This window comes from Pantoea sp. NSTU24, assembly GCF_050157905.1.
Classification (GTDB): Bacteria; Pseudomonadota; Gammaproteobacteria; order Enterobacterales; family Enterobacteriaceae; genus Pantoea.
In genome coordinates this window covers 1,069,856-1,083,457 of the sequence record NZ_JBKIWZ010000001.1, presented here as the reverse complement: position 1 = coordinate 1,083,457, position 13,602 = coordinate 1,069,856, and the positions used below count along the sequence as shown (strand labels likewise).

Below are 13,602 nucleotides of genomic sequence, written 5' to 3'. Positions count from 1 at the left end.
AAACTTTTAACGCCTGTTTTAACTCTATTTAAAATTGGACTTAAGTCTGATTCAGCAGTGCGGGTTTATATGCGTCGCGCCTGCCAGAACACTTTTCGCCAGTAAACATTGTCCAGCGAGGATCGAATCACACCCTGACTGGTTGACGCGTGGATAAACGCATTATCGCTGTCATAGATACCGACATGCAGGCCATTCTCACCGCGACCGGTTTTAAAGAATACCAGATCGCCAGGCAGCAGCTCATCTTTACTGATGCGGGTACCAATATCACTTTGCGCAGATGTCGTGCGCGGCAGTTGCAGCGCAAACTTATCGCGGAATGTCAGATAGACAAATCCGGAGCAGTCGATTCCCCTGCGGCTCATGCCGCCATAACGGTATGGAGTACCGTGCCAGTTACCGAGCTGATCGTTCAGTTCTGCAATCACGGTGATGGAATCGGAAAGACGGCCATTCACTGGCGGAGCGTGATGACTGCATCCCGTCAGCAGCAATACTATAATCAGCAAACCCAGGCGCATCGCCAAATGTCCTTATCAGTAATTGCAACCGGCTTAATGTAGCGGTAAAGGCGGCGGTGTAGCAAGTGTCAGGGCAGGACGGTCAGCAACGTTCGCCCTTCCAGTTTAAGTTGACGAAAGGCGATCTGATAGAGCGGTGTCAGGCGCTGGGGCGTCAGAACGGCTGCCGGTTCGCCCTGTGCAATCAGCCGCCCGCGATCCATCAGCCAGACCCGGTTGGCCCGCTGCAGGCTGTGGTTGAGATCGTGGCTGCTGGCTACCACGCTGATGCCCGCCGCGCACAGTTCCGCGATCAGATCGTCGACCGTTTTCTGCTGGCCGATATCCAGCGCGGTCATCGGCTCATCAAGTATCAACAACCGGCCCTGCGGATTGATGCGGGGATCTATCTGCAGGCAGACTGCCGCCAGCCTGACGCGCTGCCATTCACCGCCGGAGAGCCGCGTCAGGGAACGGGAAAGTTTATCCTCAAGCTGAAGCCGTTGCAGGAGCGTGCCGAGCCGGGCGTCGGCCTGCGGGCCGGTCTGCTTGAGATGCAGACGCAGATAGTGCCAGACCGGCATCGGACTCAGTGGAACCTGCTGCTGGGGCAGCCAGCCACGAACCCTGGCCAGCGCCGCGCCCAGCCACTCCGCCAGCGGCCGATCCTCCAGCATGACCGACCCGGCGGCGGGTTGCAGGCCCGCGATTACGCTCAGCAGTGTGCTCTTGCCTGCACCGTTCGGGCCTGCGACGTGCAGCAGCTGGCCCGCGGCGATTTCACCGCTCAGTGACTCCAGCCGTCCGGGCACGGCGGCCTGGTGCAGGCGCAGCAGCATTTACTTCGCCAGAGCCTGCTTAATGGTTTCCAGAATGATCGGATCTTCCGGCGTCATGTCCGGTGCAAAGCGCTGAATGACGCTGCCGTCCCGGCCAATCAGGAACTTCTCGAAGTTCCACAGAATGTCGCCCGGCGCTTTTGGCGCGCGCCCTTTGCTCTCCATCCGCTCGTAAAAGCCGCTGCCTTCCGGACGCACCGCCTCTGGTCGTGCGGCAATCAGCTGAGCAAAGAGCGGATGACGCGCCGGACCGTTGACCTCGGTTTTGGCAAACAGCGGGAAGGTCACCCCATAAGTGGTGCTGCAGAACGTTTTGATCTCCTCACTGCTGCCAGGCTCCTGCCCGAGAAACTGATTGCAGGGAAAGCCGAGCACGCTGAAGCCCTGATCCTGCCAGGCCTTCTGCAGGTTCTCCAGCTCGTCATACTGCGGCGTCAGGCCACATTTCGACGCCACGTTGACGACCAGCAGCACCTTGCCCTGCCACTGTGCCAGCGTGGTTTTTTCCCCATCAATCGTAACCAGTTCAGTCTGATAAATGTTCATAGGTTTTCCTGTTAAGAATGCAGTTGCAGATATCGGGTCGCCAGCCGGAGCTAGCGTGAAGATTTCACCAGTAAAAAAATAAACAGCGGCGCACCCAGCGTGGCGGTTACCACGCCTATCGGCAGCTCCGCCGAGGTCAGCGCCAGCCGTGCCACAATATCGGCGGCCAGCAGCACACCCGCACCCGCCAGTGCGGACGCGGGTAGCAGGTAGCGGTGATCGCTGAGGCCACAAAGACGCAGCAGATGTGGGATTACCAGCCCGACAAAGCCAATGGCCCCCGCTGTCGCTACGCTGATCCCGGTCAGCCAACCCATCGCCAGCACCAGCAGGTTACGCCAGCCGAAAAGAGAGAGCCCAAGCTGGCGAGCAGAAATCTCCCCCAGCGCCAGCAGGTTAAGGATCTGCCCGGTTGCACTCAATGCCAGCATCACCGGCAGCAGCGCCAGCATCATCCAGCCGTAGCGCCAGTCGACCCCGCTGAAGCCCCCCATCATCCAGTACATCAGCTGACGCAGATCGAGACTGGTGCTGAAGTAAACCGCCCAGGTCATGATGGCGCTGCAGATAATCCCGAGCGCCACGCCGGTCAGTAACAGCCGCGTCGTCGAGAGCTGACGATGCGCGAAATGCAGCAGGATCAGCGTAATAACCAGCGCCCCGGCAATTGCGGCGAGCGCAAGGCTCCACAGTGACCCACTGCCCAGCAGCACGCCAAGCACCAGACCGATGCCGGCACCGTTCGAGACGCCAAGCAGGCCGGGCTCTGCCAGCGGATTAGTAAACAGTGCCTGCATCACGACGCCACACACGGCCAGCGAGGCTCCGACCAGTATGACCGCCAGGCTGCGGGGCAGCCGCAGCTGCCAGACAAAAAGTCGGCTGCTTTCCGTGAGCCAGTGCGAGGGCGCAATCCAGCTGTCTCCGGCGCAGAGGCTGAGGCAGAGAAGTACAGAGAGCGTCAGAGCTAACGCCATCAGCCATTTCTGGCCGCGTCGATCGGCCTGACGCGCAAGCTGGTCGAGCAGTGACATAGGCGGTATACGCTGAGAAAACAGAGATTTGATTGTAGAGGGATTGCAGAAAAAAGAAAGGTCGGTGCATCGGGATGTGTTGGGACAGAGGGGATAATGGCCCCGCACGACAATGACGTATAGTGATGAAAAAAGGCCGCTTGCGCGGCCTTTTTGAAACGCTGAAATTCAGTCAGTCTCTTTGGGTGTAGCGTTTTCTACGCGGCTTTTCAGCTTCTGCCCTGGGCGGAACGTTACTACGCGACGCGCAGTAATCGGAATATCTTCACCCGTTTTTGGGTTTCTGCCAGGACGCTGGTTCTTGTCACGCAGGTCAAAATTACCAAACCCAGACAGTTTAACCTGTTCTCCGTTTTCCAAAGCGCGACGTACCTCTTCGAAAAACAGCTCTACCAACTCTTTAGCGTCGCGTTTGCTCAGCCCGAGTTTCTCAAACAGGTACTCTGACATCTCAGCTTTTGTAAGCGCCATAGGTTCAATCCCTCAAGGTTGCCTGGAATCGCTCTTTTAATGCCGCAACGCATTTGCCAACGGTCGCGGCAATCTCCTCTTCTTCGAGTGTCCGGCTGGTATCCTGCAAAATCAGGCTGATTGCGAGGCTCTTGTAGCCCTCAGAAACGCCCTTACCGCGGTACACGTCAAACAAGTTTACGCCAACTACCTGATTTACGCCAACTTTCTTACACTCCGCAATGATATCTGCTGCAGGCACGTTTTCGGCCACAACAACCGCGATATCACGACGGTTCGCCGGGAAGCGAGAGATCTCGCGCGCGTCAGGCAGGACGCGGTCTGCGACCTTATTCCAAAGCAGTTCAAAGACTAAGGTGCGTCCGTTAAGATCAAGCTTACGTTCCAGCTCAGGATGGACTACGCCGATAAATCCGATTTTTTCATCCTGCAGATAAATTGCCGCGCTCTGTCCCGGATGCAGAGCCGGATTTACTTCAGCACGGAAGCTGATTTCATCCAGTTTGCCGGTTAAATCGAGCAGTGACTCTAAATCACCTTTCAAATCATAGAAGTCAACGGTCTGACGCGCCAGATCCCAGTGCTCTTCAACCCGGTTGCCGCTAATGACGCCAGCCAGCATAAGATCCTGACGAATGCCTAAATCAGCCTGTGTATCCGGCACAAAGCGCAGGCCGCTTTCAAAGAGACGCACGCGACTTTGCTGGCGGTTCTGGTTATAGACCACCGCGCTGAGCAGACCGGTCCAGAGCGAGAGGCGCATCGTCGACATGTCGCTGGAGATGGGGCTTGGCAGCAGCAGCGCCTCTTCACCCGGATGCAGCAGCTGCTGAATTTTGGGATCCACGAAGCTGTAGGTAATCGCTTCCTGGTAGCCTTTATCCACCAGCAGGTTTTTAGCGCGTTTTAGCGACAGGTTCGCTTCGCGATGACGAGTCATCACCAGCCCTGCCTGAACCGGGACATCCGGAATGTTGTTGTAGCCGTAAATGCGGGCCACTTCTTCGACCAGATCTTCCTCAATTGCCATGTCGAAACGCCAGCTCGGTGCCACGGCCTGCCACTTGCCGTCGCCCACGGTGACGTCGCAGCCGAGTCGCGTCAGAATATCGGTAACCTGATCGTCCGCGATGACATGGCCAATCAGACGATCCAGCTTTTCGCGGCGCAGCGTGATGGTCGCCGGCACCGGCAGCGCGTCCTGATGCGTCTGATCGATGATCGGCCCCGCTTCCCCTCCACAGATCGACAGCAGCAGTGCGGTAGCACGCTCAATCGCAGTGTGCTGCAGCGCCGGATCAACGCCACGCTCATAGCGGTGTGACGCATCGGTATGCAGACCGTGACGGCGGGCGCGGCCGGTGATGGAGAGCGGATCGAAGTAAGCGCACTCAAACAGGATGTTGCGGGTTTCACCATTCACACCGGAATGTTCGCCGCCGAAGATACCGGCCATCGCCAGCGCCTGCTGATGATCGGCAATCACCAGCGTATCTGCCTGCAGGCTGGCTTCAGTGCCATCCAGCAGCGTCAGCTTCTCGCCTTCTTTCGCCATACGCACCACGATGCCGCCGTTGATGCGGTCGAGGTCGAAAGCGTGCATCGGCTGGCCCAGTTCAAGCAGAACATAGTTGGTGATATCGACGACTGGATCGATAGAGCGAATGCCACAGCGACGCAGCTTCTCTTTCATCCAGAGTGGCGTCGCCGCCGCAACGTTGATGCCTTTGACGACCCGGCCCAGATAGCGCGGACAGGCGTCTTTCGCCTCAACCTCAATCGGGAAGGTGTCGTTCAGGGTAGCTGCAACCGGCTGCATTTCCGGCACATTCAGCGGTAAACCGTTGAGAACTGCCACATCACGGGCAATCCCGATCAGACCCAGGCAGTCAGCGCGGTTAGGCGTGACGCTGATTTCGATGGTATTGTCATCCAGCTGCAGGTACTCACGGATGTCGGTGCCAATCGGCGCATCGGCCGGCAGTTCGATGATGCCGTTGTGGTCGTCGGAAATTCCCAGCTCGGAGAACGAGCAGAGCATTCCTTCTGAAGGTTCGCCACGTAGCTTTGCTGCTTTGATTTTGAAATCGCCTGGCAGCACTGCACCCACGGTGGCAACGGCCACTTTCAGTCCCTGGCGGCAGTTAGGCGCGCCACAGACGATGTCCAGCAGGCGGTCGCCACCGGTGTTGATTTTGGTAACACGCAGCTTATCGGCGTTAGGGTGCTGACCGCACTCTACAACTTCACCGACCACGACGCCATGAAACGCACCGGCCACGGCATCCACACCGTCAACTTCCAGACCGGCCATGGTGATTTGTTCAGACAGCGCGGCGCTGTCCAGGGCTGGATTTACCCATTCGCGTAACCAGAGTTCACTGAATTTCATTGGATAACCTGCCCTTACTTAAATTGTTTGAGGAAACGTAAATCATTTTCGAAGAAAGCGCGCAGATCGGTCACGCCATAGCGCAACATGGTCAGACGCTCCATCCCCATCCCGAAGGCAAAGCCAGAGTAAACTTCCGGGTCAATACCCACATTGCGCAGCACATTAGGATGGACCATGCCGCAACCCAGCACTTCCAGCCACTTGCCGTTTTTACCCATCACGTCCACCTCAGCAGAGGGTTCAGTGAACGGAAAATAAGAAGGACGGAAACGAATCTGCAGGTCCTCTTCAAAGAAGTTGTTAAGGAAATCGTGCAGCGTGCCTTTGAGGTTGGTAAAGCTGATATTTTTATCAACAATCAGCCCTTCCATCTGGTGGAACATTGGCGTGTGGGTCTGATCGTAATCGTTACGGTAAACACGGCCCGGCGCAATAATGCGAATCGGCGGCTGTTGAGCCTGCATGGTACGAATCTGGACACCTGAAGTCTGGGTACGCAGCAGACGGGTAGCATCGAACCAGAAGGTGTCATGATCGGCTCGCGCCGGATGGTGAGCAGGAATGTTCAGCGCATCAAAGTTATGGTAATCATCTTCGATCTCTGGCCCGGTCATAACGGCAAAACCTAACTCGCCAAAGAAAGTCTCAATGCGGTCCATAGTACGGGTTACCGGATGCAGGCCACCATTTTCAATACGACGCCCTGGCAGGGAAACATCGAACGTTTCCTGCGCCAGACGAGCATTGAGCACAGCGGATTCAAGCGCCTCTTTGCGTGCATTCAGGCGGTCGGTCACCTGCTGTTTGGCTTCATTGATGACCGCACCCGCTGCAGGGCGCTCTTCTGCTGGCAGCTCGCGTAATGTGGTCATCTGCAGTGTCAGATGGCCTTTCTTACCCAGATATTCGACGCGCACCGCGTCAAGGGCGGCGATATCTGTCGCCCCGTCGATGGCCGCCGTGGCGCTGGCCACCAGTTCTGCGAGTTGAGACATAATTTCCTCTTTTTCCAGTCAGGCTGGTCAGTTCTCGTTGGGACCTGCCGGTCCAATATGCTAGCGCCAGAAACAAAAAAGCCTCCACGAGGGAGGCTTTCAGCGCGATTTTTCGTTTCTTCTCTTATGCGCAAAAGCCCCCGGATGTCAGGCGCTAAAGTAAAAAAAGAAACGGAAAATAGCAGCATTCATGCTTGCGGTTACCTTGTCATGCTTATACCGGGCTACTATTGAAATGCGCAGCGCCGAAAATGTCAATCTTTTGCGTAGGTTACAGGCAATAAAAAAGGGAGCAAGCTCCCTTTTCTATCTGACTTACGCCAGAGCTGATTTCGCTTTTTCGACCAGTGCAGTAAATGCCACTTTGTCGAATACAGCGATGTCGGCCAGGATCTTACGGTCGATCTCAATGGCTGCTTTTTTCAGGCCATTGATGAAACGGCTGTAAGACATGCCGTTCTGACGTGCCGCTGCGTTGATACGCGCGATCCACAGCTGACGGAACTGACGCTTACGCTGACGACGGTCACGGTAAGCATACTGACCAGCTTTGATAACAGCCTGGAAAGCAACACGGTAAACACGTGAACGTGCACCGTAGTAGCCTTTAGCTTGTTTTAAGATTTTTTTGTGACGTGCGCGAGCAACTACACCACGTTTTACACGAGCCATTTAGCTCTCCTGTTTAATATTCTGAATTAATGAAAAAAATTTACTTATGCGTACGGCAGGCAGGCAACAACCAGACCCAGATCGCCTTTTGACACCATGCCTTTCGGGCGCAGGTGACGTTTACGCTTAGTAGATTTCTTCGTCAGAATATGACGCAGGTTCGCGTGTTTACGCTTGAAGCCGCCAGAAGCGGTCTTCTTGAAGCGCTTAGCCGCGCCACGTACAGTTTTAATCTTTGGCATTTTAAAAATATCCACTTCGCATTGTTGATAACATGACCCAGACAGGCGAACGCATCACCGCACAGCGCGGACGCTGCACGGTAAACGTCACTTGAAAGCCTACTGTTTCTTCTTAGGAGCGAGCACCATGATCATCTGGCGGCCTTCGATCTTCGAAGGGAAGGATTCGACAATGGCCAAATCCAGATCTTCACACAGGTCTTTACGGACGCGGTTAAGCACTTCCATACCGATCTGCTGGTGCGCCATCTCACGACCGCGGAAGCGGAGCGTGATCTTGGCTTTATCGCCATCTTCCAGAAAGCGAATCAGGTTGCGTAGTTTGACCTGATAGTCGCCATCATCGGTTCCAGGACGGAATTTAATTTCCTTAACCTGAATAACTTTTTGCTTTTTCTTCTGTTCCTTAGAAGATTTGCTTTTTTCATAGAGGAACTTGCCGTAATCCATGATGCGGCAAACCGGCGGTTCGGCATTCGGACTGATCTCTACGAGATCGGCACCCGATTCCTCGGCTTTTTCCAATGCTTCGCGTAATGTGACAATGCCAATCGGCTCGCCATCCATGCCCGTTAAGCGCACTTCTGTTGCGCGGATTTCACTGTTAATTTTGTTCGGACGCGTCGGTAGTACTCGTTTTCCGCCTTTAATACTTTATTCCTCCAATTGGTGAAGATTGCGGCTGCGAATCTCTTGTTGCAGCTTCTCAACAAACAGATCAACATCCAGCGACCCCAGGTCTTTACCACGGCGGGTGCGAACGGCAACTTTGCCAGCTTCCACCTCTTTATCACCACAGACCAGCATATAAGGGACGCGACGTAATGTGTGCTCGCGGATTTTAAAGCCTATCTTCTCATTTCTCAAGTCTGCCTTCACACGAATGCCAGCATTCTGCAATTTACGTGTCAAAGACTCAACATATTCTGCCTGTCCGTCGGTAATATTCATCACCACGACCTGCAATGGTGCCAGCCAGGTTGGGAAGAAACCAGCAAACTCTTCGGTCAGAATCCCAATGAAGCGCTCCATTGAACCCAGAATCGCACGGTGAATCATCACTGGCGTCTGACGATCGTTGTTTTCACCCACATAGGTTGCTTCAAGGCGTTTTGGCAGGGAGAAGTCTAGCTGAACTGTGCCGCACTGCCAGGCGCGATCGAGACAATCGTACAACGTGAACTCAATTTTAGGGCCGTAGAATGCGCCCTCACCCGGCTGATACTCAAACTCAATGTTGTTTTCGTTCAGGGCCGCGGCCAGGTCTTCCTCGGCACGATCCCACATCTCGTCAGTGCCGATACGCTTCTCCGGACGGGTGGACAGTTTCACCACGATCTTTTCGAAGCCGAAGGTGCTGTACATGTCATAGACCATGCGGATACAGCTGTTTACTTCGTCACGTACCTGCTCTTCTGTACAGAAGACGTGCGCATCATCCTGCGTGAAGCCACGAACGCGCATCAGACCGTGCAGGGCACCCGATGGCTCGTTACGATGACAGCTACCGAACTCCGCCATACGCAGCGGCAGATCGCGGTACGATTTCAGACCCTGATTAAAGATCTGAACGTGCCCCGGGCAGTTCATCGGTTTGATGCAATATTCACGGTTCTCAGAAGAGGTAGTGAACATGGCCTCTTTGTAGTTTTCCCAGTGGCCGGTTTTTTCCCACAGGACGCGGTCCATCATAAACGGACCTTTTACTTCCTGATACTGGTACTCTTTCAGCTTACTGCGGACAAACACTTCCAGTTCGCGGAAGATGGTCCAGCCGTCGTTGTGCCAGAAGACCATGCCCGGCGCTTCTTCCTGCATGTGGTAGAGGTCGAGCTGCTTACCAATCTTACGATGGTCACGCTTCGCCGCTTCTTCCAGACGCTGCAGATAGGCTGCCAGCTGCTTTTTGTCTGCCCATGCGGTGCCGTAGATACGCTGCAGCATTTTATTACTGCTGTCACCACGCCAGTAAGCGCCGGAGATTTTCTGCAGTTTGAAATGGTGACAGAACCGCATGTTCGGCACGTGCGGACCGCGGCACATGTCGACATATTCTTCGTGATGATAGAGGCCAGGCTTATCGTCATGGCTGATGTTTTCATCAAGAATGGTGGTTTTATAGATTTCGCCGCGCGCTGCAAAGACGTCACGCGCTTCCTGCCAGCTGACTTTTTTCTTCACCACATCGTAGTTGGTCTCAGCCAGCTGATGCATGCGTTTTTCCAGCAGGTCGATATCTTCCTGAGTCAGCGTGCGGTCGATGTCGACATCATAATAGAAGCCGTTGTCAATGACCGGGCCAATCGCCATTTTGGTATCGGGCCACAGCTGTTTGATCGCATGCCCTAACAGGTGCGCACAGGAGTGACGGATGATTTCCAGACCCGCTTCATCTTTAGCGGTAATAATCGCGACAGCGGCGTCTTCGGTGATGGGATCGACAGCGTCAACCAGTTCTCCGTTAACCCGACCCGCGATACAGGCTTTAGCCAGACCCGGACCGATGTCCAGCGCAATGTCCATCACACTGACAGGGCGGTCAAACACGCGCTGGCTGCCATCAGGAAGCGTAATTACAGGCATTTCATATCCTTATTTGCAGTGGTAAGCCACACGAAAGCCTACATGCAATGTTATGAGAGTAGTAACCTGGCGTGATATCAGACCCACATTGTCGGAATGTCGCCAGGCTCAAAGTGCACGCAGATGATAGCAGTTTTCCCCGGCGAGAAAAACCATCCCCCTTTTGCTAAGCCATGGAGCAAACAAAAAAAAACGGCCTGACGCAATGTCAGGCCGCAGGGAACCTTGCCGCAAAAATGCGCTTACATCGCGTACGAGAGCATGATTGAGGTTTTGGTATCGGTACGATCTGGCGCAGACTCCGCCGGATGGTTGTTCCAGGTCACGTTGTACGCCAGCTTCAGCGCGAAGTGGCTATTAATGGCAACCTGCAGACCGGTTTCGGAGTTCACTGTCGTATCTTCGCCAAAGCTGCTCAGAACAGAGACACCCTGAATAAATTTGGTGGTGTCAGTCAGCTGCCACTGGTAGCTGACAGCGCCGTAGCCCAGCGCTTTCGTCTGATGACCACCCGCATGGTAATCATCATAACGCACACCCGGACCGAATTCCGCACGCAGCGAATGCACCGGACCGTTCAGGATCTGACGACCGTAACCGGCGGTCAGGACGTCGCGTGAGTCATAACCGTTGAAACGGTCGCTCAGCCAGCTCGCCTGACCAAACAGATAGTCATAGGCGCTGACGTTGTAACGTGAACGACCACCGATGTTGTAAGTTTCAGAAGAGCGCTCATCGTTAGAGGAGGTGTTGGCTGCGTTACCCCACAAGCTGTACGCCATCGACGACTGATACCAGGTCATGTTGGTCTGAGCCGTCAGGGAAGAACTGGTGGTGTTACCGGTTTGCGCCAGGTAACCCGCTGAAGCAGAACCTTCAAACGGTTTTTTTGCCGTGGAGGGGTCATCCATTGAGGTGAAGACGGCGTTATCGGCCAGTGCCTGGTGACAAAAAGCTCCAGCAGAGAGCAAAAGAACAGCAGACAGCTTGTTATAGGCTTTCATTAAATATGATCCGAGCGACGGTTTAAAAAACGAAGAGTCTGAAGCGTTTTGCCAGTCATTCAATGCAATTTACGGTAAGTTTTGTAAAAAATTATTAACTTACAAAAAACACCCATAATCACCCTGGCAACCCGTGTTAATTGGGACTCATCTGATTAACGTCGCGCATTATAGTGCCGTCCGACTGAAAAGATAGCCGTTACGGCAGAAGATTTTTCAGCCTGCTGTACAGTCTACTGACAGACCTTTACGCTGAGCATCGCGTCATAAGTAGCCCCCTTACGTACACTATTCGCCTGTTTTTTCACCATGGTCTACGCTCAGTTCAGTTTCCTTTCCTGGAGGTGCCTGATGAGTAACAGTGACCTGACCCGCTATATCGTAACCTTTCATTATCAGGAGACGGGATTAAGTGACATCCTGGAGCTGACCAGTGCAATGACTGCCGCGGGTTTCAGCACCACGCTGATAGATGATGACGGCCATCCTCACGAACTGGGCACCAACAGTTATGGCATTGTCACGACGCTGGCGGAAGAGGATCTGCGACAGCAGGTCGTGGCGGCCGGTGAAAGCGTGTTGGGTCAGAAACCTGAGGTGACCGTAATGACTCTTGAGGCCTATCTGCACAACACCCCGCAGTAGCATTTTGCGACCTGGGCGCAGAATTAAGGGGTGCAATCGCGCCGGTTTTGGTGAATATTTAAGCATACCATCGGACTTACGCAGCGAATAAAGAGGACAACCCTATGTGGTCAGCCATTAGTCGTCTGTTAAGCGAGCAGTTAGGCAACGCCGAAATCACGCAACGTCATGCCCTTGCGGGCGGTGATATCCATCCCACCTGGCGCATCCGCTACGGTGACTACGATGTCTTCGTCAAAAGTAACAGTCGTGAGATGCTCTCACTCTTTATGTGGGAAGCCGATCAGCTGGCGTTGCTGGCGCGCACCGGCACAGTACGGGTGCCGCAGGTCTATGGCGTAGGGCATCACCGCGAAGAGAGCTTTTTGCTGCTGGAGTATATCAGGCCGCAGCCACTGGATGAACAGAGTGCCTGGCAGTTGGGTCAGCAGCTGGCGCACCTTCATCAGTGGAGCGAGCAGACCCAGTTTGGCCTCGATTTTGACAATAACATTACGACAACGCCACAGCCTAACAGCTGGCTGCGACGCTGGTCAGTCTTCTTTGCCGAACAGCGTATTGGCTGGCAGCTGCAGCTGGCGGCGGAAAAAGGGCTCCACTATGGTGACATGGAACGGATCGTCGCTGCGGTCCAGCGGGTGCTGGCGTCCCATCATCCGCAACCGTCGCTACTGCATGGCGATCTCTGGCCCGCCAACTGCGCTAACAGCGCCAGCGGGCCCTGGCTGTTTGATCCCGCCTGCTACTGGGGCGACCGTGAGTGCGATCTGGCCATGCTGAGCTGGTTTCCCGACCTGCCCCGCCAGATCTACGAAGGCTATCAGGCAGTGTGGCCGTTGCCGGATGGGTTTTCACAGCGTCTGCCGGTCTACCAGCTCTACTACCTGCTGAATCGGGCCAACGTTTTTGGTGGGCACTGGCCTGACGACGCGCAGTTCGCCATTGACCAGCTGCTGGAAGAAGAGTCCTACAGCACCCGTCAGGCCAGACCGGCCTGACGGCAATTACGCTCAGATAAAGCCCAGCAGCGACAGCACAAAATAACCGGCTATCGCAATCACAACAGGCAGAACGTACAGCGGGAAGATCTGCAGGAAAATGGTGTGGCGGGGAACGCGCACCTTCTCTTCCAGTTGCTGACGGCTGCGTCCTTCACTGCCTTTGGCCTGCTCCAGAATCATCTGGTCTTCAATGCCCTCTTTCACATGACGCGCCTGACGTCCCATCCGCGCACCGGAGGACTCAAGTGCCAGCCCGACGAAAATCAGGATGTAGATCAGCCAGAAGCCCGGATTCATCTGACCATTAAATTCGGGAACCGGCGAATTATGCCAGAAGACGTTCAGGAACGGCGTATTGAAATGAAGCATATCCACAATCACATGAACAAAATCGAGCATCACTGCGTCAATTCCTGGCTGCTTCTCACTATGCTTAAACATAAAGCTCAGAACTGAAATAATGGTCGACAGCAGCGCCACTAAAAATAGCAGCCAGCCCGCCACACGCTTGAGGATGGCAATGCGGCCAGCCTGTTGATAGGTCATATTTTCTCCTTTGCCCGGAATCCGGTTTGCCGTAAGTCTACCTGCCAATGGCGAAATTTCCCAAATAAAGCGTGGCCGATCGGGCAGACAGCAAGCCTGCAGAGAATCATGGTAGAGTAAAGCCAA

At 54.7% G+C, this 13,602-nt stretch carries 16 protein-coding genes and 1 other annotated feature; of the genes, 2 read left to right on the top strand and 14 right to left on the bottom strand.

From position 1 onward, the window contains the following. Nucleotides 1-65: 65 nt before the first annotated feature. The 13 genes from ACLHDD_RS05345 to ACLHDD_RS05285 form a co-directional block, all read right to left on the bottom strand. A complete protein-coding gene (locus ACLHDD_RS05345; protein WP_427103248.1) occupies nucleotides 66-524 on the bottom strand; it encodes an NlpC/P60 family protein in 459 nt (152 codons plus the stop codon). A 68-nt stretch (nucleotides 525-592) separates the two neighbouring features. After that, a complete protein-coding gene (gene btuD, locus ACLHDD_RS05340; RefSeq protein ID WP_427103247.1) occupies nucleotides 593-1,342 on the bottom strand; it encodes a vitamin B12 ABC transporter ATP-binding protein BtuD in 750 nt (249 codons plus the stop codon). Next, nucleotides 1,343-1,888 (bottom strand): glutathione peroxidase, encoded by a 546-nt coding sequence (locus tag ACLHDD_RS05335; protein WP_427103246.1) that lies wholly within the window; start codon nucleotides 1,886-1,888, stop codon nucleotides 1,343-1,345. A 50-nt stretch (nucleotides 1,889-1,938) separates the two neighbouring features. Next, nucleotides 1,939-2,922 (bottom strand): vitamin B12 ABC transporter permease BtuC, encoded by a 984-nt coding sequence (btuC, locus tag ACLHDD_RS05330; RefSeq protein WP_427103245.1) that lies wholly within the window; start codon nucleotides 2,920-2,922, stop codon nucleotides 1,939-1,941. Between the two features lie 168 nt (nucleotides 2,923-3,090). Beyond that, the gene (ihfA, locus tag ACLHDD_RS05325) at nucleotides 3,091-3,393 is read right to left on the bottom strand and encodes an integration host factor subunit alpha (protein ID WP_003853259.1); all 303 of its coding nucleotides are present in this window, start codon (nucleotides 3,391-3,393) and stop codon (nucleotides 3,091-3,093) included. A gap of 4 nt (nucleotides 3,394-3,397) precedes the next feature. Next, nucleotides 3,398-5,785, bottom strand: coding sequence for a phenylalanine--tRNA ligase subunit beta (gene pheT, locus ACLHDD_RS05320; protein WP_427103244.1), 2,388 nt, complete (start codon nucleotides 5,783-5,785; stop codon nucleotides 3,398-3,400). 14 nt (nucleotides 5,786-5,799) lie between these two features. Next, nucleotides 5,800-6,783: a phenylalanine--tRNA ligase subunit alpha gene (gene pheS / locus ACLHDD_RS05315; RefSeq protein WP_427103243.1), complete on the bottom strand. Its 984-nt coding sequence runs from the start codon at nucleotides 6,781-6,783 to the stop codon at nucleotides 5,800-5,802. A 71-nt stretch (nucleotides 6,784-6,854) separates the two neighbouring features. Then, nucleotides 6,855-6,980, bottom strand: a sequence feature (Phe leader region). After that, nucleotides 6,931-6,975 carry a pheST operon leader peptide PheM gene (pheM, locus tag ACLHDD_RS05310; protein WP_106120997.1) on the bottom strand — a complete coding sequence of 15 codons (45 nt, stop codon included), beginning with the start codon at nucleotides 6,973-6,975 and terminating at the stop codon, nucleotides 6,931-6,933. Its footprint overlaps the feature before it by 45 nt. A 118-nt stretch (nucleotides 6,981-7,098) precedes the next feature. Beyond that, nucleotides 7,099-7,455, bottom strand: coding sequence for a 50S ribosomal protein L20 (gene rplT, locus ACLHDD_RS05305; protein WP_006118956.1), 357 nt, complete (start codon nucleotides 7,453-7,455; stop codon nucleotides 7,099-7,101). 44 nt (nucleotides 7,456-7,499) lie between these two features. Next, nucleotides 7,500-7,697, bottom strand: coding sequence for a 50S ribosomal protein L35 (gene rpmI, locus ACLHDD_RS05300; RefSeq protein WP_006118955.1), 198 nt, complete (start codon nucleotides 7,695-7,697; stop codon nucleotides 7,500-7,502). A gap of 99 nt (nucleotides 7,698-7,796) precedes the next feature. Continuing rightward, nucleotides 7,797-8,348 carry a translation initiation factor IF-3 gene (gene infC / locus ACLHDD_RS05295; RefSeq protein WP_111139091.1) on the bottom strand — a complete coding sequence of 184 codons (552 nt, stop codon included), beginning with the start codon at nucleotides 8,346-8,348 and terminating at the stop codon, nucleotides 7,797-7,799. Nucleotides 8,349-8,351: 3 nt separating this feature from the next. Then, the gene (thrS, locus tag ACLHDD_RS05290; protein ID WP_427103242.1) at nucleotides 8,352-10,280 is read right to left on the bottom strand and encodes a threonine--tRNA ligase; all 1,929 of its coding nucleotides are present in this window, start codon (nucleotides 10,278-10,280) and stop codon (nucleotides 8,352-8,354) included. Nucleotides 10,281-10,522: 242 nt separating this feature from the next. Further along, complete coding sequence (locus tag ACLHDD_RS05285; RefSeq protein WP_313652002.1) at nucleotides 10,523-11,284, bottom strand: DUF481 domain-containing protein; 762 nt, start codon at nucleotides 11,282-11,284, stop codon at nucleotides 10,523-10,525. A 351-nt stretch (nucleotides 11,285-11,635) separates the two neighbouring features. Between ACLHDD_RS05285 and ghoS the strand changes: the two genes are divergently transcribed. Both ghoS and ACLHDD_RS05275 read left to right on the top strand, forming a co-directional pair. Beyond that, nucleotides 11,636-11,929 carry a type V toxin-antitoxin system endoribonuclease antitoxin GhoS gene (gene ghoS, locus ACLHDD_RS05280; RefSeq protein ID WP_427103241.1) on the top strand — a complete coding sequence of 98 codons (294 nt, stop codon included), beginning with the start codon at nucleotides 11,636-11,638 and terminating at the stop codon, nucleotides 11,927-11,929. 104 nt (nucleotides 11,930-12,033) lie between these two features. Next, nucleotides 12,034-12,927: a fructosamine kinase family protein gene (locus ACLHDD_RS05275; RefSeq protein ID WP_427103240.1), complete on the top strand. Its 894-nt coding sequence runs from the start codon at nucleotides 12,034-12,036 to the stop codon at nucleotides 12,925-12,927. A 12-nt stretch (nucleotides 12,928-12,939) separates the two neighbouring features. Here the strand turns inward: ACLHDD_RS05275 and ACLHDD_RS05270 are convergent, their stop codons facing one another. Beyond that, nucleotides 12,940-13,476: a YniB family protein gene (locus tag ACLHDD_RS05270; protein ID WP_427103239.1), complete on the bottom strand. Its 537-nt coding sequence runs from the start codon at nucleotides 13,474-13,476 to the stop codon at nucleotides 12,940-12,942. Nucleotides 13,477-13,602 lie beyond the last annotated feature (126 nt).

What these genes read in the sequence shown, in the direction of transcription:
- ACLHDD_RS05345 (WP_427103248.1), bottom strand. Translation starts at nt 524, where the DNA reads ATGCGCCTGGGTTTGCTGATTATAGTATTGCTGCTGACGGGATGCAGT.
- btuD (WP_427103247.1), bottom strand. Translation starts at nt 1,342, where the DNA reads ATGCTGCTGCGCCTGCACCAGGCCGCCGTGCCCGGACGGCTGGAGTCA.
- ACLHDD_RS05335 (WP_427103246.1), bottom strand. Translation starts at nt 1,888, where the DNA reads ATGAACATTTATCAGACTGAACTGGTTACGATTGATGGGGAAAAAACC.
- btuC (WP_427103245.1), bottom strand. Translation starts at nt 2,922, where the DNA reads ATGTCACTGCTCGACCAGCTTGCGCGTCAGGCCGATCGACGCGGCCAG.
- ihfA (WP_003853259.1), bottom strand. Translation starts at nt 3,393, where the DNA reads ATGGCGCTTACAAAAGCTGAGATGTCAGAGTACCTGTTTGAGAAACTC.
- pheT (WP_427103244.1), bottom strand. Translation starts at nt 5,785, where the DNA reads ATGAAATTCAGTGAACTCTGGTTACGCGAATGGGTAAATCCAGCCCTG.
- pheS (WP_427103243.1), bottom strand. Translation starts at nt 6,783, where the DNA reads ATGTCTCAACTCGCAGAACTGGTGGCCAGCGCCACGGCGGCCATCGAC.
- rplT (WP_006118956.1), bottom strand. Translation starts at nt 7,455, where the DNA reads ATGGCTCGTGTAAAACGTGGTGTAGTTGCTCGCGCACGTCACAAAAAA.
- rpmI (WP_006118955.1), bottom strand. Translation starts at nt 7,697, where the DNA reads ATGCCAAAGATTAAAACTGTACGTGGCGCGGCTAAGCGCTTCAAGAAG.
- thrS (WP_427103242.1), bottom strand. Translation starts at nt 10,280, where the DNA reads ATGCCTGTAATTACGCTTCCTGATGGCAGCCAGCGCGTGTTTGACCGC.
- ACLHDD_RS05285 (WP_313652002.1), bottom strand. Translation starts at nt 11,284, where the DNA reads ATGAAAGCCTATAACAAGCTGTCTGCTGTTCTTTTGCTCTCTGCTGGA.
- ghoS (WP_427103241.1), top strand. Translation starts at nt 11,636, where the DNA reads ATGAGTAACAGTGACCTGACCCGCTATATCGTAACCTTTCATTATCAG.
- ACLHDD_RS05275 (WP_427103240.1), top strand. Translation starts at nt 12,034, where the DNA reads ATGTGGTCAGCCATTAGTCGTCTGTTAAGCGAGCAGTTAGGCAACGCC.
- ACLHDD_RS05270 (WP_427103239.1), bottom strand. Translation starts at nt 13,476, where the DNA reads ATGACCTATCAACAGGCTGGCCGCATTGCCATCCTCAAGCGTGTGGCG.